The following is a 24,391-nucleotide window of genomic DNA, read 5'->3' as shown; positions in this document are numbered from 1 at the left end:
GTTTTCTTTTGCCTGTTTCTGCCCCAAATGACCGGCATGACCGTTACAGAACGCGCACAGGACATCACCGCAGAGTTTGAGTTTCTCGACGACTGGGAGACCCGCTATGCCCACATCATCGATATGGGCAAGGCGAACCCGCCGCTTGAGGCAAGCGAGCGGAGCGAAGAGACCCGCGTTCGCGGCTGCGCCTCTCAGGTCTGGATGGTGATTGAGCCAGAGAATGGCGATCATCTGAAAATCCGCGCCGAGTCTGATGCGCTGATTGTTTCAGGCCTGATCGCGATTCTCATCCGGCTTTATTCAGGAGCGAAGGCCACAGAGATTGCGGCCTTCGATGCAATGGCGTTCTTCGATGAGATCGGCGTCAGCGAAGCGCTGTCAGCGCAGCGCTCCAATGGGCTGGCTTCCATGCTGGAACGGATCAAGTCGGTCGCCGGCACTGAAGCGGCCGCTGGTTAAGGCCCCGGCGCTCGCCCGACTGGCCCACATCTGCTGCCTCACGCAGCTTGTTCTCCATCAGGTCGAGCCAGGCATCGATATCCGGATCATCGCGCATATCCTCGATCCTGTGGCAGCCATGCGCCACGGTGGACCTGTCCCGCTCCATCGCCATTGCGACGCGCGCAAGGCTCATCCCCAGCCCGACATGTGAGAGATACATCGCGACCTGCCGGGCCCGCACGACATTGTGGTCGCGCGCCGATGCGGACAGGATCGCCTCTGACGGGATCTGCAGCGCATAGCCTGTCAGCCCCACGGCAAGGCGGACGCTGTGCTCATCATGGAGCCTGTTCTTGGTAGAGTTCATTTCCTACTCCTTTTGTCTCGTGCGTCCCACCTTAAGGCGAGCAAGACAGGTGTAGGATATTTTTCCTAATTATATACTTGACAAAGCACACCCCGTGGCTACCTTAGCAGCCAAGGAGAACAGCCAATGTCTATCGCTCTTACAGACCCGATCTTCACCGACGAGGACGCAGCGCGCGAGCATCTTGAAGCGCAGCGCTGGCCTGACGGCGCGGTGTGTCCACACTGCGGCTGCGTAGGCGAGGATCACGTTACTCCGATCAAGGGTGCCCGTGCGCGTCCGTCCAAAGCCCATCCAGAGGGCAAGGAGCGCAAAGGCCTCTATCAATGCAACGGCTGCCGCAAGCAGTTCACCGTCACCGTTAAAACCGTGTTCGAGCGCTCCAAGGTGCCGCTCAACAAGTGGCTGGCCGCCACCTATCTTCTGGCGTCCTCAAAGAAGGGCATGTCTGCCCACCAGCTGCACCGCATGCTTGGCGTTACCTACAAGACCGCTTGGTTCATGTTTCACCGCATCCGCGAAGCCATGAAGGAAGACAACTCCACGTCTGGCCCACTCGGCGGCGAGAGTAAGATTGTCGAAGCCGACGAAACCTATATCGGCAAGCGTGACGTGCCTTACGTCTCCCCGCGCCGCATCAAGGAGGGTCGCCCGTTCCTCAAGTCAGGCGGCAACCAAAAGCGCCCTGTCGTCGCTCTTGTCGAGCGCGGTGGCCGTGTCCGTTCCTTCCATATTCGTATCGCCAACAAGGCGCAGGTCCGTGACATTCTGGTGCGCAATGCAGACCGCAAGTCTCGCCTATTCACTGACGAGTCGCGCCTCTACACCACGACTGGCACCGAGTACGCAGACCACAAGACGGTCAATCACTCCGCCAAGGAGTACGCACGCGGCGAAGTCCACACCAACACGATTGAGAACGTCTTCTCCGTCTTCAAGCGTGGCATGACTGGCGTGTACCAGCATTGCGGCGAAGCCCATCTTCACCGCTACCTTTCAGAGTTCGACTTCCGCTATAACCGCCGTCAGGCACTCGGCGTGAATGACGAGGACCGTCACAACCAGCTTCTCAAAGCCGTGGCAGGCAAGCGCCTGACCTATCGGCGGACTGGTGAAGCCGCGCTCGCCTAAGCAGCTGGCGCGCGCCTTCAAGCGTCACCGAAAACGCCGTGAGAACAAACCGGGAAAACGGTAAGGTATTATTTACCAAATGAGGTAGAGTCCGACTTGGGTCGGGTGATTCGCCGGAGAAATCCGAGAAGCCCCGACCCGAGCGGTATGGAACCTGAGGCTACAACCTCGCCCCTGTATTGAGCCCAAGGTATGGCGGCTAACCTCGCCTTGGCCTCTTGCAGGTCGCGTGCGCGTATCTCAAGCGCCCATTCTGCTCCATCGTGGCGATACTCAAACAAGTATCGCTTTGCTTGGTCCGATTCTGGAGCATTTAACATGTACTATCTCGTCTACAAGGACATCAATGGGCATTGGCGCTGGACGCTGTATGCCGCCAATGAACGCAAGATCGCAAACAGCGGTGAAGGCTACTTTAACAAGTCTGATTGCGTGCACGGCATCAATCTCGTTGCTGGCTCGAACGGCACTCCTATTCGCTATCGCAATTAGGAATCTCGAAACCGCCGCTTAATCGGGTCGTCGGGTCTAAGCGCTTTGCGCCTTGCCTCTTTGCGGTCCTTAGCGGCGGTTTCCTTCACATCCTCTTGCGGCTTTGGCTTCTGATCCATCAGCCGCTTGAGGGTGTCGTTGAATTTCTTATCGTCTTTGGAGTCGGCCATGCCTAAACCCTTCAACCCAATTATTGGACCCGCGATAGTTGGCTTTCTAGGAGCGTCGGACATTCCCGAAAAGTCCGCCGCCGCCGCATTCCGGGTCATTGCTGCGATGTCAGGCCTAGATCACCAAAGAACGCGCCTTTTTGTTGACCTTCTAGGTGGCCACACGGCAACCGCCACCGCAACTTATCTTGCTTTGGACACCAGGGGGCCAAAGCTGGCAGCGATACAAGCCGCTGCGCGAAACCGATTATCACTCGACCAATATCGTATCTTCGCCCGCATTTTAAAATACCAGAAGCACCTAGAGGCATATCGCGACAAGCTAGCTCACTGGAGGGTTTGGGACACTAGCTGCACAGACGAACACCTCGTACTGCAAGACCCCCGAAAGGTCGCAGATAAGAAAGAAATGTTCTCTCATGATGCGCGCTTCCTGTTCTCCGTAGAAGAAATGGAAGAGCATCGAGCATTAGCGAACACGGTCGCAGGATGCATTCTGCGCTTCAAGATTTTGCTAAACGAGCCTCAGCCTTGGCAAGGAGAGCTATACGATGCGCTATGTCGCGACCTTGAAGTCTTAGCCAAGCGATACCCTCATCGCCGGCAAGATCCATTTCATCCATCAGAATGGCCTCAATGGCTTCAACAAAGCCCGGACTGACGTAGTCAGCGTCTGCGACTTCTGATGTTGGCTCAACGCCTTCATTCCTATCCTTCATAGGTATCCTTCCAGATACTCAACAATGGCGGGCGAATCAGAGGCCTACTTTGTCAAGTATATAATTAGGATATTTTTCCTATATCAGGAAATCAATCTCTTGTGGATCAGGCGGCTACGGCGCGCGGCGCTGAGGGATGGAGAGAGAAAACAGGCCGGGACATACGGGTCTGTTTCCGGCGCAGGATGTCATGGCAAAGCACCATTGTCGGCGCGTCATCGGCAGCAGAATGGCGAAGCGGCAGACGGAGCCAGGCGTGATGGGTCTCACCAAGATCGACGACGCCTTGCTGCGGCTGGCAGCCTTCAAGCAGGGAAAGTCCGCCCATCCGCCAGATAGAGGCGTGCTCTTCGGGGAGGTCATCAATCCGGCAGCCGCGCATATCGGCCCCGACCAAATTGCGAAGCTGGGTACCGATCAGGCGGAAGGTCGCGCCGCCCTGCCCGTCCAGCTCAAGGATCGAGATACAGTGGAGGTGAGCGCGCAGCGCGCCCGGGTCTATGTCGGCGCGAAGGGGCGCCAGACCATCTTCCCTTCTGGAATTCCAGTAATCGACAATCTCTTTCTGAGCATCGATCAGGCTAAAAATATCTGATTGACTCTTCATCGTCAGCCACCCCAAGCGATTCGATAGAATCAGGTGTGTCTGAATTCGATTCGTGCCGCAAGAGTCAATCTAAGAAAAAATTAACCTAGATTGCCAAAGTATTTCATTTCGCAAGCGTAACGATCCTGGTTGTCAGTATTCGGGCGACGCGCCGAAGATGACCAGCCTATTTCTTGCCGGTGCCGAGGCCCATCTTCTTGGCAAGCTGCGAACGCTTGCGGGCATAGCTTGGCGCGACCATCGGATAGTCGAATGGCAGGCCCCACTTCTCGCGGTACTCGTCCGGGGTCATGTCATACTTGGCGCGCAGGTGACGCTTCAGCGACTTGAACTTCTTCCCGTCTTCCAGACAGATCAGATAGTCGTCGGTGACCGACTTCTTGACCGGGATGGCAGGTTTCGCCTCAGGCGCCTGGACTTCTTCGGTGGAGATGTTCGTCAGCGCATCATGGACATTGCGGATCAGATTGGCGAGGTCGCTGCTCTGCACAGGGTTATTGCTCACATAGGCCGCCACGATTTCTGTGGTCAGTTCCAGTGTGTCGACGCCAGGGGCTTTCTTGTCTGTGCCGGTATCCACGCTTCTCTCCTTTACGCTCAAGTCCAATCAATTCATCTGAATGGGCTTGGTTCCAAGTACTTCGAAATAAGTACAGTCACGTTCAATAGAATACGCAAATCGAGATTGCACTGATTTATATCAAGATCAGCGGCTAAAACTTTGACCGGGAACAGCTGGCAGTGCCTAGCGGATAAAGAAGGCAATCAACAGGGCAAGACCAAGCAGGACGGCCGTCCAGATCGCCATGCCATTATAGAGTCCGCCTGACGCCAGCGTACCACGCGGACTGAAGGCAGCCTCCAGCCGCGAGAAGGTCCGCGCACCAAGACCGCCGAACACGCCGCTCATCGCCGGGCCAACCTTGTTCCAGACAAGGCCCGCCCAGTTCGCAAGGCCATAGCCAGCCTTGCGATAGATAATGTCGGTATCGATGATGATACCGCGCTTTTCTGGCGGATAGGCACCGAGGCGCTGCAGCAGGGCGAAGGCGAAGATGGCCAGCACGAGGAGCTGCATCTGCGTCAGGATATGGTCGCCGGTATAAGGCTCATAGCGCACCGTATACGGGTCGTTGGCGAATGGCAGGATCGAGTAGAGCCAGTTGAAGCCAAAGCCAGGGAAGAAGGCTGGCAGGCCAACAGCGATACAGATGAAGGCAGCAAGGCCCATCGCGACCAGCATGTTGAACGGCGCTTCCTTGGGACGCTTGCCGCTATCATGGCCGAAGAAGGCAAAGTACGGGATCTTGATGCCCGAATGCTCGAGCACACCAGCCGACGCGAAGAGCAGCATCAGCCACGGGATCAGGAAAGCCCCGCCCGCAACCGCGCTCATGGTGAGCGACTTCGACACAAAGCCGGAGAAGAGCGGGAAGGCCGAGATCGATGCCGCGCCGATGAGACAGAAGACCGTCGTCCATGGCATGGTGCGGAACAGGCCGCCAAGCTCGGTCGCCTTCGCGGTGCCCGTCCGGTAGAGGACGGCGCCCATACTCATGAAGAGCAGCGACTTGTACATGATGTGGCAGAAGGCGTGCGCGGCCGCGCCGTTAAGCGCCAGCGGCGTGCCGACACCGATCGCACAGACCATGAAGCCGAGCTGGTTGTTCAGCGAGAAGGATAGAACCTTGCGCAGGTCATTCTCCACCACAGCGAAGAAGACCGGATAGACCGTCATGATCGCGCCGATCCAGATAAGGCTCTGCTCGCCAGCAAAAGTCCGCGCGAGCGCATAGATAGCAAGCTTGGTCGTAAAGGCAGACAGGATGACCGTGCCGACCACGGTCGCCTTTGGATAGGCATCCGCGATCCAGGTGTGGAGGAATGGGAAGCCCGCCTTGATGCCGAAAGCGAGGAAGACCAGCAGCACGCCCGGATTGCCAAGCTCCAGCGCGCGGATACTCATATCGCCCGTGTCGAAATAGATCTGCATCGCACCGAACAGCAGCAGCACACCCGACAGGATGTGCAGGCCGAGATAGCGCATACCGGCCTTGTAGGCGGCCCGTGTGCCAGATCGGAAGATCAGGAAGACCGACGTGATGGCGGTCAGTTCCCAGAAGACGAACAGGCTGATGAAGTCGCCGCAGAAGGCAGCAGCCACAGCCGCGCCCATATAGGTCAGCCCCATCGTGTCTTCGAACTGGCTGTCCTGGTGCAGCGCGTAGACCGCATTGATGAAGGCCGCGATCAGGAAGGCGAGGCCAAAGATGAAGGACAGCGAGTCGACACGGTACAGCACCATGTCAAAGCCCATCATGGACAGGCTGGCGAGATCGGTCTCACGCGGGGCCGCGAGCAGAAGCGCCGTCGCGATAACCGGCGCGAGGAGCGCCAGGATCTGACGGACACGCTGGACAGGAATGACAGCGGCCAGCATCCCCGCAAGGATGAGCACCAGGCCCGGATTGATGGTTGCAAGCAGGCCGTTCATGGATGCGGCTCCGTTCCGGCAGGTTCCTGCTCGTCCTCGTAATAGTCTTCAGAGCGGCGCAGCAGCCGGCCAAGTGGCCAGCCAGCCAACACAACGAGCGTGAAGGCGCCAAAGCCCCAGATGGCGTTAAAGCCTGTCGTGCCGTCGATGCTGAAATATGGATGGCGGAAATGCTCACCCTCTGGCGCCAGCATTTCCAGCACAGGCTCAATGGCAATCAGCAGGATCGAAACGACCAGAAGTCCCCAGAACAGGGCCTTGCCGATCCACGGTTTGGTCGTCCAGCCGAACAGGGCGCGGGCTGCTGGAACCGTCTGGCTCTCATCGGGCGCATGTTCTCCATGATCGCTCAGATGAGGCGGGGTTGCATGATCGCTCATGGCTGGCCTCCAATCGCTGGAAGAAGGAAATCGTAGAGCTCGCCCATGAAGAAGAACAGCACGAGCGTTCCGATCGCCGTGAAGACGGGCGCAGCAACAGCAAGTGCCGGGGCCCCTTCTGGGCGTTTGTATGGTGCAGGCTCTGGCGTACCGCGCGGCGGCATGAGGCCGAGGATGGCGATCGGCAGCAGGTAGGCGATGTTCAGGAGCGACGAGATGATCAGCACCCAGGCGACATACGCGTCACCGCTTTCAGACGCGCCGAGCATCAGCAGGACCTTTGGCCAGCCCCCTGCGAGCGGCGGAAGACCGATGATCGACAGGGACCCGATCAGGAAGGCGGTGAACACCCATGGCATACGCCGGCCAAGCCCGCGCATTTCCGAGATCGCCTTCTTACCGGTCGCGACATAGATCGCACCCGCGCACATGAAGAGCGTCATCTTGCCGAAGGCGTGCGCCGGGATCTGCAGCGCGCCGCCCATCATACCCGCCTCATTGGCCAGCATCACGCCTGCCGTCACATAGGCGAGCTGGCCGACGGTCGAATAGGCAAGCCTTGCCTTGAGGTCGTCCTTGGTGAGGGCAATCAGCGAGGCAACGACGATGGTGAAACACGCCACGAAGAGGACGAAGTCGCGCGCAGGCGTGTCGGCCAGTAGGTCTATGCCAAAGACATAGATGCCCACCTTGGCCATGGTGAAGACGCCAGCCTTCACAACAGCCACAGCATGCAGGAGCGCAGACACCGGCGTTGGCGCGACCATGGCGTTTGGTAGCCAGAAATGGACCGGCATCAGCGCCGCCTTGCCGATACCGAAGGCAAAGAGGATGAGAAGCGCACTGGCGATCGCGGGCGTCACGCCCTCTACCCCGGCGAGCAGGCCGCCCGGCACAAAGTCTATGCTGCCAGCCAGCGTCGCCGTCCAGATGATCGCGACGAGCAGCAGGCCGATGGAGGTCGCGAGCAGCGTCATCAGATAGATGCGGCCACCGCGGAGTGCATTGGCGTCGCCCTTGTGCGCAACCAGCGGGAAGGTCGACAGCGTCAGCACTTCATAGAAGACGAACAGCGTGAAGAGGTTCGAGGCCATGGCAACGCCCATGGCGCCCATCAGCGCGATGGCAAAGCACATATAGAAGCGCGTCTGATGGCGCTCCTTGTTCCCGCGCATATAGCCGATGGAATAGAAGCTGTTCACGATCCAGAGGCCGCTCGCCACAAGCGCGAACATGGCGCCGAGCGGCTCAAGCTTGAACGCCAGATCAAGGCCAGGAACGACGGTGCCGAGCACGTATTCGGCAGGCTCACCGCCCATGACGGTGCCGGTCAGCAGGCAGGCCACGACAAAGAGTGCAGCTGAACCGACAAGCGTGACGCCTTCGCGCACATCCGGGAAGCGGCCGGTCAGATAAATACCGGCCATGGTAATCAGCGGCAGGATAAGCGCCGCTAGGATCAGGATTTCACCGCTCATGACGCGCCTCCGATAAAGAGCGCCTCAGCCGCATCGGTCGCAAGGCCGTAGACAAAGCCGCCATCGATACCGACCCAGATATTCGCAATGGCGAGGATCCAGAGCGGGACGAGGATGAGCAGCGGCGCTTCGCCATGTTCCTTGTGCGGGTTGGTCGGCGCGCGGAAGAAGACGGCCTCCAGGATGCGGCCCATATAGATGACCGCGAGCACGCTGGAGAACACCACGATAAGCGCAGCCCACCACCAGCCGCTTTCGAGCAGCGCGGAGACGAGTGCGAACTTGGACTGGAAGCCTGCCGTCAGCGGCACACCGATCAGCGAGAGACCTGCAATGGCGAACGCGGTCATCGTCCATGGGGCGCGGCGGCCAAGGCCTGCAAAGTCGTGGATGCGTGCGCCCTGATAGGTCAGCACAGCGCCTGCGACAGCCATGAACAGCGCGCCCTTCATCAGCGCGTGGTTGATCAGGTGGAACATGCCTGCAGACACACCCGCCGCCGTCCCAAGGGAGATGCCGAGCAGCATGTAGCCGACCTGCGCAACCGAGGAATAGGCAAGTGTGCGCCGGATATCAGCCTGGAAGATGGCCTGGAACGAACAGGCAAGCATCGCCGCAATACCCATTGGCGCAAGGATCAGCGCGAGGCTCATGCCCTCAAAGGCGAAGTCGAGCGAGAAGACGCTGAACAGGAAGCGGACAAGGGCGTAGATCGCAACCTTGGTCGCGGTCGCCGCGAGGAAAGCCGTCACGAAGCTCGGGCTGTAGGAATAGGCGTTCGGCAGCCACTGGTGCAGCGGGAACATCGCCGCCTTGAGGCCGAGGCCAACAAGGATGAAGGCAAAGCCGACCTGAACGGCGCGATTGCCGCCAACATCCTGAAGCTGGATAGCGAGGTCCGCCATGTTCAGCGTACCGGTCGCCGCATAGAGGAAGCCAACGCCGACGACGTAGAAACTTGCCCCGATCGTGCCCATGAGCAGGTAGTTGATCGCCGCTGGAAGCGCACGCCGGTCACGCCCAGATCCTAGCGCCACAAGCACATAGGTCGCGATGGACGACAGCTCGAGGAACACGAAGAGGTTGAAGGCGTCGCCCGTCGCCGCAACACCAAGCAGGCCCATGAAGCAGACCTGGAAGGCGCCAAAGAACATGGCGCGCTTGCCGTCGGCAATCTCTGCCTTGATCGTCGGCCAGCCAAAGATGCTGGTCAGGAAGGCAATCACGCTGACGAGCAGCAGCACGAGCACGTTGAGCGCGTCGATGCGGAATTCGATACCATGAGGAGGCGCCCAGCCGCCCATGGCGTAGGAAATGATCGCGCCGCCCTCAATCGAGCGGACCTGCGCCAGCAGGATCAGCGATAGCAGCGTACAGAGGCCGGTGACGATAACCGTCATGCCCCAGGCGACGCGGCCACCGCCCGGCAGGAATGCCGCGATTGGCCCGGCCAGCATTGGCAGCAGGATGAGCAGCGCGGGTGCGTGCGCTTCAGCGAATGCTGGCGCGATTTGAAGGATCCAGTCCATCATGCCGGGTTAGCCTCATCAGCCTGATCCACGGCATATTCAGCGCGCGCGACTTCAAGGTCGGTTTCGCGGATCTCATCGCTTTCGATCGTGCCGTATGCTTCCCTGATGCGCACGACGATGGCGAGGCCGACGGCGAGCGTCGCGACGCCCACCACAATGGCGGTCAGCATCAGAACGTGTGGAAGCGGGTTGGAATAGACATGCTCGAGCCCGTGGCTGGCAGCGCCGTGTGCAGCGTCAGCTGCCCCGTGTGCTGCGTCCGCGGCGCCATGGGCCGCATCGCTTGCCGCGCCATAGGCACCGGCAGATTCATCATGGCCGCCGCCATGACCCTTTGCGTCCTTGCCATAGAGGATCGGCGCCGTGCCGCCATCAATGCGGCTGAGCGAGATGTAGAAGAGAATGATCGAGGTCTGGAAGATAGAGAGACCAACGAGCTTCTTGATCAGGTTTGTAGCGGCAAAAAGCGTATAGAGGCCGAGCATCATCAGGCCGATGATTGCCCAGTAATTGCCGCGCTCCAGAACAAAATCCAGCATTACCAGTCCTCGTCCTTGATCTCGGTGACGCGGCCCGCGAACGCGTAGAAGATCGACAGCATGGAGCCTGCGACCGCGAACAGCACGCCGACCTCGACCGCGATGATGCCATAGTGCTGGCCCATATGGCCGCCCGGCTCTTCGTTGAAGAGAACGTCATAGTCGAGGAAATTGCCGCCCATGATGAGCGCCCAGACGCCCACCCCGGCAAAGATGATGAAGCCGAGCGCCGCAAGCGATCTTGCGAACACCGGCGGCACAGCGCGCATGGCAGGCGTGATGCCAAAAATCAGCGCATAGAGCACAACGGCAACGACGATGATTACGCCGGCCTGGAAACCGCCGCCCGGGCTATAGTCACCATGGAAGTGAACATAGAGCGCGAACAGCGCAATGATCGGGATCAGAGGCTTTGCGACAACGCGCAGGATGACGTGATGGTCTGTACGCGGGCCGGCCATTATTTCTTGTCCTTCTTGCGGTTGAAGGTCGCCGAGAGCGAGCGCTCACCAAAACCAAGCAGGAGGATCACAGCCAAGGCCGCGGTAAACACGACGCCCGTCTCACCCAGCGTATCGAAACCACGATAGCTTGCGAGAACGGCGGTCACGATGTTCGGAACGGCGATCTCCTTGGGCGTGCGCTCAAGATAGTCGGTGCCGACATAGGTATTCGCCGGGCTGTCCGGATCGCCAAAGGCTGGAAGATCGATCGACGCATAGACCAGCATGGCGCCCGTCGCGATTACGACGAGGATCGGCACGATGCTCCGTGCGAATGGTTCGGGTTTCGCCGTGCGCGCGGTCAGCAGCATCGCCCCAAGGAGGAGCGCGGTGGAGATACCTGCACCCACGGCAGCTTCGGTGAACGCCACATCGACCGCGTCGAGCGCGACAAACCAGGTTGCAGAGATCAGGGAATAGATGCCCGACAGCATGACGATGGCGAACAGGCTGCGCATACGCGCAATCGCCACGCCGATCACGAACAGAAGGCCGAGCAAAAGGACGTTGATGAGAGCGATGGCGAGATCTGCGCCAGAATAGCCAGCGATCATGCCTCCTCCTCTCTATTGTCTGGGCGCTTCAGGTCGCGGCCGAGAACAGGCTGGAGGCCTGCCGTGTGGGCTGCATTTGCAAGCGCGTGTGAACCGGTCGGGCTGGTCAGGAAGATGAACAGCCAGATTGCCGCCAGCTTGAACACGACGAGCCAGTTCGGGGCGAGGATCGCCATGCCGAGCAGGCCGAGCGTGACGGCGCTGGTATCAGTGATACTGGCCGCATGCAGACGGGTGAAGAAATCAGGAAAGCGCAGCACGCCGATCGAGCCGATCAGCGCAAGCAGCGCCCCGATCACGCACAGGATGCCGCCGACCCATGGCTTGATGAGCAGAAGGATGCCGAGAAGCTCAGACATTGTCTCCCCCCTGCTCTGTCGGCGCCTTCGGGACCGGCCTGCGATGCAGCGGCACCTGGAAGGAGCGGTAGCGGAAGAACTTCAGGATCGCGATCGTCGAGACGAAGTTGATCAGCGCATAAAGCACTGCAATATCAAGCCAGTCCGGGCGACCCAGCACAAAGCCGAGGAAGCCGATGAAGAGGACGATCTTGGTCCCGAGCGAGTTGACGGCCAACACGCGGTCATAGAGCGTTGGCCCCATCAGCGCGCGAATGAGCGTCAGCCCGATCGCGATGATAATAGCGACGGCAGCGATCTCGGTCATGCAGCCAGCTCCTCCTTGCGCTTGCCATCGGCAGCGCGATAGGAACGCTGATCCATCTCGTCAAACGAGGCAGGCGTTGCTGCTTCCTCGAACAGGGCGTGGATCAATAGTTTGTCGCCCTCGACCTCTACCGTCACCGTGCCCGGCGTCAGCGTGATCGAGTTGGCAAAGATGGTTTTGGCAAGGTCGCTTTCGCAGCGCGTCTTCACCCGCACGAAGGCTGGATTGATGTTCAGATTGGCGCTGACACACGCCTTGATGACCGGCCAGTTCGCCTTGAAAATCTCAACCAGCAGCCACGCCCAGTAAGACAGGATCGGGATTGTGCGGCCATATGGCGAGCCTTCCCGGTCAACTGTTTCAAGACGCGAGGCCAATACAACGGATATGAGAATCGAAATGCCGGCAAGGATGAGTAGTAACGGCTTGTAGATCCCCGAAAGGCCAAGCCAAAGTGCGGCGAGCACAAAGATCAGGCCTGCAAAATAACCCACGAGTTAGCCGCTCCCATTCCGCCACAAGACAAATATGGGTCGCTGTTACTCGCTCGACAGGGGTTTGGCCAGACCCTCTTCCAGTCTATGCGCCGAAAACGAGCTGAGCTGTCCGTCGCGACGTCGAGAAACGGGTCTCGTTGGGCGATTCTGTCGCATCTTCTGCAGCGTGGCCTGCGCGCGGCGAGTAGGAGGAAGAGAGCGACCAGTTCCAGTAGCGTAGCGTCGTCTGCGCCTTCGCCACGGCCAGAAGCTCATAGGTCTCGGACAGGTAGGCAAACTGCGGGTGAAGCGTTCCATCGTCCAGCTTCAAGGGCCTGCGCAACGCGTGCCAGAGGCGCGCAAGATAAGGCCGTTTGAGGCCAGTCGCCTTGCAGAGAACGGCAAGCCCCTCCCCGCCAGCATCGCTCAGAATCTTTGCAATCGTGATGGGTTTGACACCGGCCAGAAAGCCGATTTCCTGAGCAAGTTCCGGCGTGAGGCCTTTGTCCGCAGCAACTTCAACGGCGTGTTCGAGACTGTCATACGGGCTCTTTTCGATGGCCGCGCGGTTCCTCTGGCGCCGCTCGATCAGCTGCAGCGTCTTTCGCGCAACGGGATCGGACCAGTTCTCCTCCGCCGCGACAGCAAAGACGTCAGAGCAGAGGTCAACAAGTTCGAGACGGTCAGCCGCCTGCCTTTGCAGGATGATGCGGCGGGTCGCACCATCGGCCCACCAGAACATCGCCATGGCCTGGCTTGGAATGAGTTCGAGCCGCTTGATGAGCAGCGTCGTAAGGCCCTCCACCGTGCGCGAATGCTGGACCAGAAGGTCCATGCCGCGCTCTGAAATTTCGGCGCCCTTGTTCTGCAGAAGCGCCTTCAGGACCGCTGGCTCCTCGCGCTGGCAGAGCGCTTCAGAAACGCAAGGATCCAGCCGCTTGCGTTTTGCGATCAAAAGTCTGTGATCGAGCGTCGTTTCGTCCGCAATCGTGGCGAGGTCAGCCGCATCGAAGCCTTCATTCACCTCCAGAATCGGGCGGGCGACGTCGAGGTCCGACATGGCGAGATAGCGCATCAGGCGGCGCGGCGCTTCCTTGTTCACCTGCAGGCGCTGGGCACAGAATCGCCTGTCATCGGGCGCGGCGTGAAACAGCATTTCCAGAAGGATGTCGCCGCCCATGGAGCGGTCCTGCGGCGCAACGGCGGTCGCTGGCAACGCGACAAAGTCGATAAGGCGGCGCAGGAGAAGCCGTCTCGCGCGCCCGCCGCTCTCCCCCTCAACCTCGGGCAGAGCAGCCTCTGATAATTGTTGTAGTCCTGACATGGCGGCCTGTTCGCTCAGCGTCGATCAAGCCACCAGATTGCCAGCCTCAGGTTAACAGCGCGTTTGGCGCGTCAGACCTCATCCATCTCAGGCGTCTTGCGCACGGGGTGCGAAAAGAAGAGCAGGATCGAGGCCGCCAGCATCGCAATGGACAGCATGAAGACGCGGCCAAAGTCGGTTCCGCTCTCAAAAACGGCTGTGGATGCAGGCAGTTCGCGGCCAAGAACATCCGGCATCATGTGAGCCGTGACCGCGCCCATCATCAGGAGCGCCGAAAGCGCCGCCCCGAAACGCCGGGACCCGGGAATCAGCAGCAGGACACAGAGCAGAAGCTCAAATACGGCAACGACAACACGGCCGGTCGGCTCGAGGAGCTCGATGCCCGTCTTGTCGGCCATGGTCTGGAAAATAACATTATCCCCCGGACGGTCGAACAGCTTTACAAAGCCTTCGGGCGGGTCTGGCAGCGGGTGAAGGGTCGCGTTGACGTAAACGAAGATCAGGAACACCGCGAACAGCCAGCTTAAAAGCAGGCGCAAGGCAAACATCACGGTTCCTCCCGGAGGGCGACGACAAGGGACAAGCATAGTCCTCAACAATTGAACCTCAATGAGAGGTGTGACGTCAGGCGACTTTGGAGCTGCGAATGCAGCCAGTAGGGGAAAAACGCTTTTCTGAAGGGCCGCAGACAGTAAGGTCGCGCCTTCGCCGAGAGGGAGACGGTATCGCGAATGGATGAAGACGAGCGCCAGCTGGAAAGTCGCGGCGAAGACCGCACCGGTCAGGTGAAATCGCCGGTCAGCGGCCTCGACAGCGCCACAACCGCGGGCGCTTCGGTTGAGTTTACGGCGCGCAGCCTGTTTACCCGGCGCACGCACCGGCGCGTGAAATCAGAACTTCCCGCCTATCTGATGATCCAGTGCAGCTGGTTTACCGCCTTCGGCCTTCAGATGGTGCTTTTCCCCTACCTCATTACCAATCGGCTTGGTCTTGATGGCACCGAGCTTGGCCTTGCCAACATGGCGCTGTCCGGTCCGTCGGTCATCTTCCTCCTGCTGGGCGGTGTCATTGCAGAGCGCGCCTCCGGCAAGTCGCTTCTGATGCTGCTTCACCTGATGGCGGCCGTGCCGGCGGCGATTCTCGCCTTCGTCCTTGCGACCGGCAATCTCGCCTATGGCTATATGATCATCTATGGCGTCGCGATGGGCACGGTGGGCGCATTCATGATGCCCGCGCGCGATTCCATCATCAACGAAGTCGTCGACCGGCGCGCCCGCGTTGGCTCTGACGTTACGCTTCAACAAGGCGTCGCCTTTGCGACCATCGCCCAGTTTGCCGCCCAGATCTGCGGCCTCATCATTGGCGGATATGCCGACAAGCTGACCCGTATGCCGGACTGGCTGGGCGGCTTTTCGATTGGCCCGATCCCGAGCTGGGAGCTTCTGGCCTTCCAGGCCATCATTGTCGGGCTCGGCGCGGGCTTCGCTCTCTTCCTTGCCCATGGCCGCCGGGTGAAGACCGGCCGGTCCGGTCTTGGCGCCGCCTATGGCGACATCAAGGAAGGCTTTCAGGTCGTCGTTGCCGACGGCAAGCTCTGGGCGATGACCGTGCTCATGTTTGGCGTTGGTATCTTTGTGATCGGCTCGTTCCTCGTCGTCCTCCCGATCATCAACCGGGACATTTATGGCCTCTCCTCAGACGGCATTCGCGACATGTTCGTGACTTTCTGGCTTGGCGCCTTCGTATCCTCGGTGACGCTATCTCTCTTCAGGCATATCAAGCGTCAGGGCCGCCTGCTCCTGACAGCGCAACTTCTCGGGTCGCTCGCCATTCTCATCATGCTGGCCAAGCCGCCGCATTATGTCTTCCTTGGCATTGTCTTCGCCTGGGGCCTCGCAGCCGGTGTCTCCATCGCCATGAGCCGCTCCATCGTCCAGGACGCCGCGCCAAAGAACCATCTCTCGCGTGTGCTTTCCATCTATCAGCTTGGCTTCATGGCCGGGGCGCCGTTTGGTGCCGCCCTCATGGGTTGGCTGATCGATTTCTTCCCCGACCAGCCCCAGCGCGTCGCCGTCGTCCCGGCGCTCGGCATGACACTCCTCATCGCCTGGATGGTCATCCGGACCCCCATCTGGAACATGAAGCATATGCCGACGGCAAAGGGATGAGGATAAAAAAAGGCTGCGGGGCCTGAAGCGCCCGCAGCCTTTGCTCATTCAGCTGACCTGATCGGGGATCAGCCGCCTTTTTTGGAAATCCATTTGAAGGACGGGTCATTCCACCATGGGAAGAAGGTCGGCATGTCCTTGGAGACAGAGCCCTCGTACTTCGCAGGGCGCTTCTCGAGGAAGCTCATCACGCCTTCCTTGGCGTCTGGCGACTGGCCACGCTCATAGATGGAGGCCGAATCGACGATGTGGGCATCCATCGGATGCTCTGCGCCCAGCATGCGCCACATCATGTGGCGGGTGAGAGCGTTAGAAACCGGCGCGGTGTTGTCAGCAATCTCACGCGCGAGCTCCTTGGCGCGGGACATGAGGTCGGCTTGCGGGACAACCTCAGAGACCAGACCGCCAGCAAGGGCTTCAGACGCCGGGAAGACGCGGCCGGTATAGCACCATTCGAGCGCCTTTGAGATACCAACGAGGCGCGGCAGGAACCAGCTGGAGGCCGCTTCCGGGTTGATGCCGCGCTTGTTGAAGACGAAGCCGAAGCGAGCATTGTCCGATGCGATGCGGATGTCCATTGGCAGCTGCATGGTAACGCCGATGCCGACAGCCGCGCCATTGATGGCACCGATGACCGGCTTCAGGCTCTCGAAGATGCGGAGGGTGACGCGTCCGCCACCATCGCGCTGGACATCTTCGCGGCTGGTGCGGCCAGCTTCGCCGTCACCGGAGCGGGCGTCATAGTCGAAAGTCTTTGCGCCCGATGAGAGGTCGGCGCCTGCGCAGAAGGCGCGATCGCCCGAACCGGTGACGATTACGGCCTTGATGTCGTCATCCTTGTCGGTCTCGTCGAAGGCGGCGATCATTTCCTGCATCATCTTGCCGGTGAAGGCATTCATCTTGTCAGGGCGGTAGAGGGTCAGAACGGCGATGCCGTCTTCCTTCTCCAGTTTGATCTCTTCGAATTCCTTGATTGTTGTCGCGGCCATATGGCGGTCTCCCTGGTTGACTGTCGTTTCGCCGGTCACTGAGGCGAGGTTCCCCCGCGTTCGTCAAGCGCGTTTTCGAGGACGTGTCGTCGCGAAACCCGGGGCGATCCACTTGTGCCGCGAGGTTCGATATGCTTTCGAGGAGCACACAAAACTGTATGTTAACAGAGCAATGGGGGCATTGATGAGGCGGTTCTTAATCATGTTCATGACACTGGCAGGCCTGTCGGCAACCGGGTCCGCGCAGACAGTCTGGGGGATCGAAGCCTATAGCGATGTCTGCCGGGTCGTTCTTGTGGAAGACGAAAACCGGATTGGACAAGGCACGATCGACCATCTCGATGAAGGCTGCCGGGTGGGACCATTCGAGCGATATGCGGTCGGTAATATGGGCGAGGTGCGTTTCCTTGGCGCGAGCGGTGATATACTTATGTCGGTCATGCCAGACGGCGCTGGTTATGACGGTTATGTCGGCGATGGTGATCCGGTGACGATGAGCGTCATGAGCAGCGAACCTGCCAGACGTTTCTCTTCGCCAGAACGACCGCGACCACCGGCCAGACCGAGCCACGCTGCCGGAGGTTTCGGGAAAGCCACAGCATCAGAGTGCGTGCGCTATTATGACAGTCGCCAATGTGCGCAGGACCATGACCTCGGCATGCCGGGAAGCCGGTTCGACCTTCTGCCCATCGAAACCCGGGCACGCATGAACAAGCGCTTCATGGCGAACCTCAATTCCTCGGTCGAAGGGCAAATCGAAGCAGGGGTCTGCGTCGAGGTTCGCAACTGCACCGAGCGGATGATCGATGAGGAGATCTGGTGCGAGGTCGATCATGACGGCGACTGGTCGTGGATACTCAAGCAGGATGCGCAGTATGTGTATGCCGGTGCTGGCTGTGGCTGAGGACTGGGGGCGAACTGTCTGAACTCGCCGCCGGGATTGATCTGACGCTGCTGAGTGATCTGGACTTCAATGGGAATGCAGGAGAAGTTTTCGGACTGATCCTCTTTTCACTGGTTTTGACCCCGCTGCCGTCTTTGCCGCCTCTAGCATTGAGCCATGCCTGAATTTGCTTCCCCCACTACGATAGCTGCGCCTGCCTTCATACTGGCGGTGATCTGGGAATGGTGGGCGGTAAAAACGGGCCGCGCGGGCGGCCGGTATGAGACGAAAGACGCGCTTGCGTCTATGTCGATGGGGATCGGCAATCTGGTTGTGAACACGATTACCGGCGCCATCGCCCTCTGGATGATGATGCTGGCCTGGCCCTACCGGATTGTCGAAATCCCGGTCACCTGGTGGAGCTTTCTGATCCTCTTCGTGGCCTATGACTTCGTCTATTACTGGAAGCACCGCCTTGCTCATCGCATGCGCTGGTTCTGGATGGAGCATGTCACGCACCATTCTTCGACCCATTACAATCTGACGACGGCGCTGCGCCAACCCTGGTTCGGGCCGTTCACCGGCCTCATCCTGCTGGGCCTGCCGCTGGTGCTCATCGGCTTCCACCCGCTTTTCATCTTCTTCGCGGGCGGGCTGAACCTGCTCTACCAATTCTGGATCCATACCGAGGCGATCGGAAAGATGCCGCGCTGGTTCGAGGCGGTGATGAACACCCCGTCCCACCACCGGGTGCATCACGCGACCAATCCGCGATACCTCGATGCCAATTATGCGGGCGTCTTTATCGTCTGGGACAAAATGTTCGGCAGCTTTGTCGAAGAGCGCGACGACGACCGGCCGAGCTATGGCATCGTGAAGCCGCTTGGCAGCTATAACCCTGTGCGCATCGCCTTTCATGAGCTCGGCGGGCTGTTCAGTGACTGTCGGCGCGACGGGCTGCGGCCTGACCGTTGGGTGCGCAGGGCCTTCAATCCACCGGGCTGGAGCCCGGATGGCCAGCACAATCGAAGCGAAGACATTCGCGCCGCCTGGGCAGAGGCGCAGCAGGCGCGGCCGCAGACCCAGCGGGACTGACGGCAATTCGAGCTGACTATCGAGAAAGCGCGCAGCTAGCCGCTGTCGAAAGCGAATGGTGGCTGCGGCACCGGTTTCGAGCCCGCCAAGTCCACGCCGAATATATCTGAAAGTGCAGCCAGAATGCCGGTCCGGCGCACGTCCGCACCAAGGGCGATTGATCTGGAAAGCCAAGGCTGGCGCAGGACATGATCTGCCCCATCAACAAAGCCCGGCACATCATCGTCGTAATAGCCAGTGACGACGAGCCGCCCCTGACGCGACACCGCGAGCGCAACACGCCCGCGCATGTCGCCCGGCAAGTCCGCGCGCCAGCGAAGATAGACCGCGACATCGCGCAGAAAGACCGGCCAGAGCCAGACCGGAAGCAGCCGCAAGGCGCAAAGGATGAAGGCGCGGTTCATGGCCATGATTGGAGCACGGGCTAGCCGGTGTCGGACGAATTTATTCTGTCCATGGATTCAGTGCGGTGCGCCTGCGGGTTTCCGCAACGTTGGGCATGGACGCGTGAGGCCCGCTTGATAGAAACCTCTTCAACGACACGACGCCCGACAGGCATGGCCCGGAGCGCGCCCACACGCACGAGGAGAGGACCCCGCATGCATCCGTTTCATTTCGCAAAGTCAAAGCCGAACCACCCCGCCTATATCATGGGCAATTCCGGTGAGACTGTCACCTTCAAGCAGCTGGATGACCGGTCCAACCAGATCGCTCACCTGTTCCGCGAGCACGGCGTCAATCCGGGCGACACGATTGCCATCTTCGCAGAAAACAGCGCGCGCTATTTCGAGATCGCCTGGGCCGCGCAGAGGTCCGGCCTCTATTATGTCTGCATTTCCTCACGCCTTACGCCGCCGGAAGTCCAGTACATCGTCGAGGATTCAGGCGCCAAAGTGCTGATCGCTTCGGCCGGCCTCAGCGCCGTTGCGACAGAAGTGAATGCGATCACCGAACTGGAAGCCTACTGGTCAATCGATGGCGAGATTTTCAGCTATCAGAAGCTGGAGGACCTGGCCGCAAAGAAGCCGACCACGCCGATTGCCGACGAGATGGCCGGTACCGACATGCTCTATTCGTCCGGCACGACCGGGCGTCCAAAGGGCATCCGCCCACAGCTTGAACTGGGCACCGCGATCGACGAGCCGAACGTGCTTCTGCAGCTCGCCAAATTCCTGGCGCGGGCCGAAGGCGACGACATGGTCTATCTGTCGCCTGCCCCGCTTTATCATGCCGCCCCGCTTCGCTGGTGCATGACGTTCACGCGGTTCGGCGCGACCCTCGTGATCATGGAGAAGTTCGACCCGGAGAAGTACCTTCAGTTGGTCGAGAAGTACAAGGTGACCCATACCCAGCTTGTGCCGACCATGTTCGTCAAAATGCTGAAGCTTCCCAAGGACGTACGCGAAAAATATGACGTGTCGTCCCTTCGCTCTGCGATCCATGCCGCAGCGCCCTGCCCTGTCCCGGTCAAGGAGCAGATGATCGAATGGTGGGGGCCTGTGATCGAGGAGTATTATGCCGGCTCTGAGGGCAATGGCATGACCTGGATCAACTCAGAGGACTGGCTGAAACACAAAGGGTCTGTCGGCAAGCCGGTTCATGGCGAGCTGCATGTCTGCGACGAGGAAGGCAACGAGCTGCCGGTCGGCGAAGCGGGTACGATCTACTATAGTGGAACGACCCCGCCGAACTATCACAATGACCCGGAGAAGACGAAGGGCGCGCTGAACCCCAAGCATCCAGACTGGTCGACGCTGGGCGATGTTGGCCGTCTCGATGAGGATGGCTTCCTCTATCTGACCGACCGCAAGGCCTTCATGATCATTTCCGGCGGCGTGAACATTTATCCGCAGGAAGCCGAGAATGTGCTGATCACCCACCCGAAAGTGGCTGATGTTGCCGTGATCGGCGTTCCGAATGAGGAGTTTGGCGAAGAGGTGAAAGCGGTCGTCCAGCCAGCCGAAGGCATTCCGGCCGATGACGCGCTGAAGGAAGAGCTGCTCGAATTCTGCCGCTCCAAACTCGCCAAGATCAAATGCCCGAAAACGGTCGATTTCGACCCGGCCCTGCCGCGTCACCCGACCGGCAAGCTCTACAAGCGTCTCGTCCGCGACCGCTATTGGGGCAAGAACGATTCGACGATCGTCTAGGAAGGCGCAAGCTGGGGCGTCCTAGATGCCCCAGCTCGCCGGATCGTCTATCGGCCTCTCGGCCAGAAGGGCCTGCATGCCTTTGACGACGCGGATCACATACCAGACGATGGCCGCGAGAATGATCAGCACGCCGATGATGACGATGGTCAGCACGGCGCCAACAATCATGAAGAGCAGCATTTTCCAGAAGATATTGATCTGGTTTTCATAGTGCGAACGCACCAGCGGCGAGGCACTGTCCTTGCCAATATAGGCCATGATGACGCCGACCAGCGCCGAAACGCCGATCAGGAAGCTGCAGAGATAGAGAATATAGACCAGGTTGGCATTGCCCTTCTGGCCCGGATCTACGGTGACGACGGGATCGGACATGGCGGGACCTCAAGCGGCTTTAGGTGATGATGGGGCCAAGCTGTCGCGCGCGAGCGGAGTTGGCAAGAGGCCTTTCGGCGACAATCGGACCTGAGGCGCGAACTGCTTCCCCTTGCGCCAAGGCTTGCGGATGGCGCCCAGTTTTCGCAAAAGTACCCGCCAACAGGAATTCCAATATCTGAGGAAGGAAACACACCAGATGGCTGACCCGAAAAAAGTCCATTATAACGACCTTGAATCCATTGCTGGCCAGGAGGTTGGCGTCTCTGACTGGGTGACGATCGACCAGGACCGCGTGAACAAGTTCGCTGACGCGACCGGCGACCACCAGTGGATCCACGTCGATGTGGAACGCGCCACAAAGGAAATGGGCGGCCCGATCGCGCATGGCTTCCTGACGCTGTCCCTGCTGCCAATGCTGGGTGCGCAGGTGCTTCGCATCGAAGGCACGACGCGCGGCATCAATTACGGCTCCGACAAGGTCCGCTTCACAAACATGGTGCCTGTCGGCTCCAAGGTGCGCCTGCGCCAGAAGTGCCTAGCGGTTGAATCGAAAGCCGGCGGCAAGCAGACCCGTATGGAAGCCACGATTGAAGTCGAAGGCCAGGAGCGCCCGGCGCTGGTCGCTGAGACGCTGACCGTCGTTTACGGCTAGGCCTTGAAAAACAGGTGAAATCACAAGGGGCTGGCGGAATCATCTGCCAGCCCTTTTTTCGTATTCATTGCCCGTAAAGGCACGAGTCTTGCAGACTCTGACGTTGAATTGCTGCACAGTTTTTGTGGCGCAAGGTTTCGCATGGGCAAAAAGGAAATTGCCTCGCGGTGCCTGACTGATGTTGAATAGCTCTTCGGCTGCTTCTTTCAAAAAGGGTTCCAAGCCATGCTCGTGAAACCAAAGTCCCTTTTCCTGTCGACCTCGGCCATGGCCCTGCTCGCCCTGCCGGTTATCGCGCAAGGGTCGATGCCACGATTTGGCAGCATCGATGAAGCCTTTGCCGGAGACGGCGTCTGTAGCGACCCGCGCTTTGAAGGCCCCGGCATGGCCGAGACGCCTTCGGAAGAGGCAGTCATGAGCGATGCCGGCGACTGCGTCGTCGCGTGGGAAGCCGGCGAGATCACGCTGATCGAGGTGGAAGCGGAAGCGGCGGAAGATGCTGCTGGCGATTTGGCTGAAGCGGTCGAGGCTGATGGCGAGGTAGAGGCTGAAGCTGAGGCTGCAGAGGTGGACGCGGAGGCTGCCACGGATGAGGTCGCGCCGGATGATGCTGCAGAAGCTGAGGCGGAAGCGGGCGATGCGGAAGACAGCGAGATGGATGCGGAGGCCGCACCGGAGGCCGAAGATGAGACCGGCGCTGTTGAGCTAGAAGCCGAAACCGAAGCTGAAGCAGCTGCTGATGAAAGCGCGCCAGAGACGGCTGAAGAGGCAGACGTCGCCGCAGACGATGCGGTCGATGCCGAGCCAGACGCTGAAGAAGCATCGGTAGACGCAGATCCAGACGCCGAGGTGGCAGAGGAGGCCGCGGGAGCAGATGATGCGCCAACAGAAGCCGAAGCCGTAGAGGCAGAGGCGGAAACTGTGGCTGTGGCAGAAGAAGACGCCCCGGCTGAAGAAGAGATGGCTTCGGACGAAGAGGCGAGCTCAGACGCCGAGGCAGATATCGACGCCGAAGCAGAGGCCGAAGCTGACATTGAGCCCGCTGCTGGCGACGATGAGACGGTCGCCGAAGAGGCAGAAGCCGAGATCGACGCACCAGTCGCGCCTGAAGCTGAGGCCGACGAGGCAGATGCCGCTGTCACGCTGGACGAAGCAGCGACCGAAGACGCGGGTGATGTCGAGCCGATGGAGGCTGATGAGGCCGCTGGCGACGAAGCTGAAACGGCTGAAGATGTGATGGACGTGGAAGACGTCCCGGCTGCTGAGGAAACAGACCTCTCCGAAGAAACGCCTGCGGAAGTTGATGCTGGACTGGATATAGCCGAGTCAGATGCGGACGCCGCTGAGGCAGCTGAAAACGAAGCCGATGGCGCGCTGCCTGCAGAAGACGCTGCCGACACCGCGGCCGATGAGACGGATGAAGCCGAGGCCGTTGAAGCTGAACCAGACGCTGAACTTGCCGAAGATACACCTGTCGAGGCTGACGCGGACGCGGCGGTCGACGTCGAAACTGACGCAGCTGAAGACACCCCGGCCGAGGCTGAGGCAGATATGGCGGATGAGACGGCTGAGGCCGCAGATGCTGAAGCTGCGCCGGCCGATGAGGGGACCGAAGACCTCGATACCACCGCCGAGGCCGAAGACGCCGCAGAGGACGTGTTCCCAACACCTGTCGATAGCGAGATCGATTTTGGCAACGACACAAGCGAGTTCGCGCTGGATGGTGAATGCGATGATGCGCGCTTTACCGGCGAGGGCATGACCTCGACGGCGCTAATCGAGGAGGATATCGGCCGCGATGCCACCGATTGCCGCGCCGCTTTCGAGGCGGGCCGCCTGGAGCTGCGCGATGCGGAGGCTACCGCTCTTCCGGCCAAGGCTGAGACGCCTGCCACGCCTGTCGAAGAAGAGGCCGCGCCAGCGGCTGAGACAGAGGTTGCAGCGCCAGAGGCCGAGGCCGCTCCCGCCGCCGAGACGGGCGTGCCGATTGACGGCATCCTCTTCAACGGGATCAATTTCGGTGACAATTCGAGCCAGTGGGCCAATGACGGCGAATGCGACGACCCGCGCTTTGAAGGCACAGGCATGACGCAGACGCCGCTCCTGGAAGAGGACGCCTACCGCGATGCCAATGACTGCCTTGCGGCATGGCGCACTGGCGGCCTGCGGATGGCAGACGAGTAGTCACGGCCAAGGCAAC

The 24,391-nt window shown here is 60.1% G+C and carries 29 protein-coding genes; 10 read left to right on the top strand and 19 right to left on the bottom strand.

The features are described 5' to 3' along the window. Positions 1–27 precede the first annotated feature (27 nt). Positions 28–462: a SufE family protein gene (locus tag KUV46_11175; protein QYI99903.1), complete on the top strand. Its 435-nt coding sequence runs from the start codon at positions 28–30 to the stop codon at positions 460–462. On the opposite strand, the gene KUV46_11170 is transcribed toward KUV46_11175, so the two are convergent. Continuing rightward, complete coding sequence (locus KUV46_11170) at positions 425–811, bottom strand: hypothetical protein (GenBank protein ID QYI99902.1); 387 nt, start codon at positions 809–811, stop codon at positions 425–427. The genes KUV46_11175 and KUV46_11170 overlap by 38 nt on opposite strands. 126 nt (positions 812–937) lie before the next feature. On the opposite strand from KUV46_11170, the gene KUV46_11165 reads away from it, so the two are divergent. Both KUV46_11165 and KUV46_11160 read left to right on the top strand, forming a co-directional pair. Then, the gene (locus KUV46_11165) at positions 938–1,942 is read left to right on the top strand and encodes an IS1595 family transposase (protein QYI99901.1); all 1,005 of its coding nucleotides are present in this window, start codon (positions 938–940) and stop codon (positions 1,940–1,942) included. A gap of 318 nt (positions 1,943–2,260) precedes the next feature. Next, positions 2,261–2,434, top strand: coding sequence for a DUF1508 domain-containing protein (locus KUV46_11160; GenBank protein ID QYI99900.1), 174 nt, complete (start codon positions 2,261–2,263; stop codon positions 2,432–2,434). On the opposite strand, the gene KUV46_11155 is transcribed toward KUV46_11160, so the two are convergent. Next, entirely contained in the window at positions 2,431–2,604 is a 174-nt protein-coding gene (locus tag KUV46_11155; protein QYI99899.1) for a hypothetical protein, read from the bottom strand. The two genes, KUV46_11160 and KUV46_11155, sit on opposite strands and share 4 nt — an antisense overlap. Here KUV46_11155 and KUV46_11150 point away from each other — a divergent pair. After that, positions 2,603–3,265, top strand: coding sequence for a hypothetical protein (locus KUV46_11150; protein ID QYI99898.1), 663 nt, complete (start codon positions 2,603–2,605; stop codon positions 3,263–3,265). The two genes, KUV46_11155 and KUV46_11150, sit on opposite strands and share 2 nt — an antisense overlap. Positions 3,266–3,429: 164 nt before the next feature. Here the strand turns inward: KUV46_11150 and KUV46_11145 are convergent, their stop codons facing one another. The 14 genes from KUV46_11145 to KUV46_11080 all read right to left on the bottom strand — a co-directional run bounded on the left by KUV46_11145 (position 3,430) and on the right by KUV46_11080 (position 14,424). Beyond that, complete coding sequence (locus KUV46_11145) at positions 3,430–3,930, bottom strand: PAS domain-containing protein (GenBank protein QYI99897.1); 501 nt, start codon at positions 3,928–3,930, stop codon at positions 3,430–3,432. A gap of 166 nt (positions 3,931–4,096) precedes the next feature. Then, entirely contained in the window at positions 4,097–4,468 is a 372-nt protein-coding gene (locus KUV46_11140) for a MucR family transcriptional regulator (protein QYJ02395.1), read from the bottom strand. Positions 4,469–4,675: 207 nt separating this feature from the next. Beyond that, entirely contained in the window at positions 4,676–6,424 is a 1,749-nt protein-coding gene (locus tag KUV46_11135; GenBank protein QYI99896.1) for a Na(+)/H(+) antiporter subunit D, read from the bottom strand. Next, positions 6,421–6,804, bottom strand: coding sequence for a hypothetical protein (locus KUV46_11130; GenBank protein ID QYI99895.1), 384 nt, complete (start codon positions 6,802–6,804; stop codon positions 6,421–6,423). Before KUV46_11130 ends, KUV46_11135 begins: the two co-directional genes overlap by 4 nt. Beyond that, entirely contained in the window at positions 6,801–8,282 is a 1,482-nt protein-coding gene (locus KUV46_11125) for a monovalent cation/H+ antiporter subunit D family protein (GenBank protein QYI99894.1), read from the bottom strand. The genes KUV46_11130 and KUV46_11125 overlap by 4 nt, the downstream gene beginning before the upstream one ends. Further along, positions 8,279–9,814 (bottom strand): monovalent cation/H+ antiporter subunit D family protein, encoded by a 1,536-nt coding sequence (locus tag KUV46_11120; GenBank protein QYI99893.1) that lies wholly within the window; start codon positions 9,812–9,814, stop codon positions 8,279–8,281. Before KUV46_11120 ends, KUV46_11125 begins: the two co-directional genes overlap by 4 nt. Continuing rightward, complete coding sequence (locus KUV46_11115; protein QYI99892.1) at positions 9,811–10,353, bottom strand: cation:proton antiporter subunit C; 543 nt, start codon at positions 10,351–10,353, stop codon at positions 9,811–9,813. Before KUV46_11115 ends, KUV46_11120 begins: the two co-directional genes overlap by 4 nt. Further along, positions 10,353–10,814 (bottom strand): Na(+)/H(+) antiporter subunit B, encoded by a 462-nt coding sequence (locus tag KUV46_11110; GenBank protein ID QYI99891.1) that lies wholly within the window; start codon positions 10,812–10,814, stop codon positions 10,353–10,355. The genes KUV46_11115 and KUV46_11110 overlap by 1 nt, the downstream gene beginning before the upstream one ends. After that, a complete protein-coding gene (locus KUV46_11105; protein ID QYI99890.1) occupies positions 10,814–11,410 on the bottom strand; it encodes a DUF4040 domain-containing protein in 597 nt (198 codons plus the stop codon). Before KUV46_11105 ends, KUV46_11110 begins: the two co-directional genes overlap by 1 nt. Further along, entirely contained in the window at positions 11,407–11,769 is a 363-nt protein-coding gene (gene mnhG / locus KUV46_11100; protein ID QYI99889.1) for a monovalent cation/H(+) antiporter subunit G, read from the bottom strand. The genes KUV46_11105 and mnhG overlap by 4 nt, the downstream gene beginning before the upstream one ends. Then, the gene (locus tag KUV46_11095; protein ID QYI99888.1) at positions 11,762–12,076 is read right to left on the bottom strand and encodes a cation:proton antiporter; all 315 of its coding nucleotides are present in this window, start codon (positions 12,074–12,076) and stop codon (positions 11,762–11,764) included. Before KUV46_11095 ends, mnhG begins: the two co-directional genes overlap by 8 nt. Continuing rightward, on the bottom strand, positions 12,073–12,570 hold the full coding sequence (locus KUV46_11090; GenBank protein ID QYI99887.1) for a Na+/H+ antiporter subunit E: 498 nt from the start codon (positions 12,568–12,570) through the stop codon (positions 12,073–12,075). The genes KUV46_11095 and KUV46_11090 overlap by 4 nt, the downstream gene beginning before the upstream one ends. Before the next feature lie 85 nt (positions 12,571–12,655). After that, positions 12,656–13,876: a DUF2336 domain-containing protein gene (locus KUV46_11085; protein QYI99886.1), complete on the bottom strand. Its 1,221-nt coding sequence runs from the start codon at positions 13,874–13,876 to the stop codon at positions 12,656–12,658. Positions 13,877–13,947: 71 nt separating this feature from the next. Further along, the gene (locus KUV46_11080; protein QYI99885.1) at positions 13,948–14,424 is read right to left on the bottom strand and encodes a hypothetical protein; all 477 of its coding nucleotides are present in this window, start codon (positions 14,422–14,424) and stop codon (positions 13,948–13,950) included. A gap of 183 nt (positions 14,425–14,607) precedes the next feature. Between KUV46_11080 and KUV46_11075 the strand changes: the two genes are divergently transcribed. Next, entirely contained in the window at positions 14,608–16,044 is a 1,437-nt protein-coding gene (locus KUV46_11075) for an MFS transporter (GenBank protein QYI99884.1), read from the top strand. Positions 16,045–16,112: 68 nt separating this feature from the next. Here the strand turns inward: KUV46_11075 and KUV46_11070 are convergent, their stop codons facing one another. Continuing rightward, entirely contained in the window at positions 16,113–17,033 is a 921-nt protein-coding gene (locus KUV46_11070; protein ID QYI99883.1) for a crotonase/enoyl-CoA hydratase family protein, read from the bottom strand. Positions 17,034–17,235: 202 nt separating this feature from the next. Here KUV46_11070 and KUV46_11065 point away from each other — a divergent pair, with 202 nt between their 5' ends. Further along, a complete protein-coding gene (locus KUV46_11065) occupies positions 17,236–17,937 on the top strand; it encodes a hypothetical protein (protein QYI99882.1) in 702 nt (233 codons plus the stop codon). A 156-nt stretch (positions 17,938–18,093) separates the two neighbouring features. After that, a complete protein-coding gene (locus KUV46_11060; protein QYI99881.1) occupies positions 18,094–19,011 on the top strand; it encodes a sterol desaturase family protein in 918 nt (305 codons plus the stop codon). 35 nt (positions 19,012–19,046) lie between these two features. On the opposite strand, the gene KUV46_11055 is transcribed toward KUV46_11060, so the two are convergent. Continuing rightward, complete coding sequence (locus tag KUV46_11055; GenBank protein QYI99880.1) at positions 19,047–19,421, bottom strand: hypothetical protein; 375 nt, start codon at positions 19,419–19,421, stop codon at positions 19,047–19,049. Positions 19,422–19,610: 189 nt separating this feature from the next. On the opposite strand from KUV46_11055, the gene KUV46_11050 reads away from it, so the two are divergent. Further along, complete coding sequence (locus KUV46_11050; GenBank protein ID QYI99879.1) at positions 19,611–21,161, top strand: acyl-CoA synthetase; 1,551 nt, start codon at positions 19,611–19,613, stop codon at positions 21,159–21,161. Between the two features lie 21 nt (positions 21,162–21,182). Here KUV46_11050 and KUV46_11045 read toward each other — a convergent pair whose 3' ends face one another. Next, a complete protein-coding gene (locus KUV46_11045) occupies positions 21,183–21,536 on the bottom strand; it encodes a DUF4870 domain-containing protein (protein ID QYI99878.1) in 354 nt (117 codons plus the stop codon). A 199-nt stretch (positions 21,537–21,735) separates the two neighbouring features. On the opposite strand from KUV46_11045, the gene KUV46_11040 reads away from it, so the two are divergent. Together KUV46_11040 and KUV46_11035 are read left to right on the top strand one after the other, a co-directional pair. Continuing rightward, entirely contained in the window at positions 21,736–22,191 is a 456-nt protein-coding gene (locus KUV46_11040; GenBank protein QYI99877.1) for a MaoC family dehydratase, read from the top strand. Positions 22,192–22,416: 225 nt separating this feature from the next. After that, entirely contained in the window at positions 22,417–24,375 is a 1,959-nt protein-coding gene (locus KUV46_11035) for a hypothetical protein (protein ID QYI99876.1), read from the top strand. Positions 24,376–24,391 lie beyond the last annotated feature (16 nt).

Source organism: Thalassovita mediterranea (assembly GCA_019448215.1).
In the GTDB taxonomy this organism is placed as follows: domain Bacteria; phylum Pseudomonadota; class Alphaproteobacteria; order Caulobacterales; family Hyphomonadaceae; genus Henriciella.
Note: the sequence above shows the minus strand (reverse complement) of the source record. Positions and strands in the feature narration are given on the sequence as shown.

Excerpts from the sequence above, each read along its gene's own strand:
- KUV46_11175 (QYI99903.1), top strand. The coding sequence starts at position 28 with ATGACCGGCATGACCGTTACAGAACGCGCACAGGACATCACCGCAGAG.
- KUV46_11170 (QYI99902.1), bottom strand. The coding sequence starts at position 811 with ATGAACTCTACCAAGAACAGGCTCCATGATGAGCACAGCGTCCGCCTT.
- KUV46_11165 (QYI99901.1), top strand. The coding sequence starts at position 938 with ATGTCTATCGCTCTTACAGACCCGATCTTCACCGACGAGGACGCAGCG.
- KUV46_11160 (QYI99900.1), top strand. The coding sequence starts at position 2,261 with ATGTACTATCTCGTCTACAAGGACATCAATGGGCATTGGCGCTGGACG.
- KUV46_11150 (QYI99898.1), top strand. The coding sequence starts at position 2,603 with ATGCCTAAACCCTTCAACCCAATTATTGGACCCGCGATAGTTGGCTTT.
- KUV46_11155 (QYI99899.1), bottom strand. The coding sequence starts at position 2,604 with ATGGCCGACTCCAAAGACGATAAGAAATTCAACGACACCCTCAAGCGG.
- KUV46_11145 (QYI99897.1), bottom strand. The coding sequence starts at position 3,930 with ATGAAGAGTCAATCAGATATTTTTAGCCTGATCGATGCTCAGAAAGAG.
- KUV46_11135 (QYI99896.1), bottom strand. The coding sequence starts at position 6,424 with ATGAACGGCCTGCTTGCAACCATCAATCCGGGCCTGGTGCTCATCCTT.
- KUV46_11130 (QYI99895.1), bottom strand. The coding sequence starts at position 6,804 with ATGAGCGATCATGCAACCCCGCCTCATCTGAGCGATCATGGAGAACAT.
- KUV46_11125 (QYI99894.1), bottom strand. The coding sequence starts at position 8,282 with ATGAGCGGTGAAATCCTGATCCTAGCGGCGCTTATCCTGCCGCTGATT.
- KUV46_11120 (QYI99893.1), bottom strand. The coding sequence starts at position 9,814 with ATGATGGACTGGATCCTTCAAATCGCGCCAGCATTCGCTGAAGCGCAC.
- KUV46_11115 (QYI99892.1), bottom strand. The coding sequence starts at position 10,353 with ATGCTGGATTTTGTTCTGGAGCGCGGCAATTACTGGGCAATCATCGGC.
- KUV46_11110 (QYI99891.1), bottom strand. The coding sequence starts at position 10,814 with ATGGCCGGCCCGCGTACAGACCATCACGTCATCCTGCGCGTTGTCGCA.
- KUV46_11105 (QYI99890.1), bottom strand. The coding sequence starts at position 11,410 with ATGATCGCTGGCTATTCTGGCGCAGATCTCGCCATCGCTCTCATCAAC.
- mnhG (QYI99889.1), bottom strand. The coding sequence starts at position 11,769 with ATGTCTGAGCTTCTCGGCATCCTTCTGCTCATCAAGCCATGGGTCGGC.
- KUV46_11095 (QYI99888.1), bottom strand. The coding sequence starts at position 12,076 with ATGACCGAGATCGCTGCCGTCGCTATTATCATCGCGATCGGGCTGACG.
- KUV46_11085 (QYI99886.1), bottom strand. The coding sequence starts at position 13,876 with ATGTCAGGACTACAACAATTATCAGAGGCTGCTCTGCCCGAGGTTGAG.
- KUV46_11080 (QYI99885.1), bottom strand. The coding sequence starts at position 14,424 with ATGTTTGCCTTGCGCCTGCTTTTAAGCTGGCTGTTCGCGGTGTTCCTG.
- KUV46_11075 (QYI99884.1), top strand. The coding sequence starts at position 14,608 with ATGGATGAAGACGAGCGCCAGCTGGAAAGTCGCGGCGAAGACCGCACC.
- KUV46_11070 (QYI99883.1), bottom strand. The coding sequence starts at position 17,033 with ATGGCCGCGACAACAATCAAGGAATTCGAAGAGATCAAACTGGAGAAG.
- KUV46_11065 (QYI99882.1), top strand. The coding sequence starts at position 17,236 with ATGTTCATGACACTGGCAGGCCTGTCGGCAACCGGGTCCGCGCAGACA.
- KUV46_11060 (QYI99881.1), top strand. The coding sequence starts at position 18,094 with ATGCCTGAATTTGCTTCCCCCACTACGATAGCTGCGCCTGCCTTCATA.
- KUV46_11055 (QYI99880.1), bottom strand. The coding sequence starts at position 19,421 with ATGGCCATGAACCGCGCCTTCATCCTTTGCGCCTTGCGGCTGCTTCCG.
- KUV46_11050 (QYI99879.1), top strand. The coding sequence starts at position 19,611 with ATGCATCCGTTTCATTTCGCAAAGTCAAAGCCGAACCACCCCGCCTAT.
- KUV46_11045 (QYI99878.1), bottom strand. The coding sequence starts at position 21,536 with ATGTCCGATCCCGTCGTCACCGTAGATCCGGGCCAGAAGGGCAATGCC.
- KUV46_11040 (QYI99877.1), top strand. The coding sequence starts at position 21,736 with ATGGCTGACCCGAAAAAAGTCCATTATAACGACCTTGAATCCATTGCT.
- KUV46_11035 (QYI99876.1), top strand. The coding sequence starts at position 22,417 with ATGCTCGTGAAACCAAAGTCCCTTTTCCTGTCGACCTCGGCCATGGCC.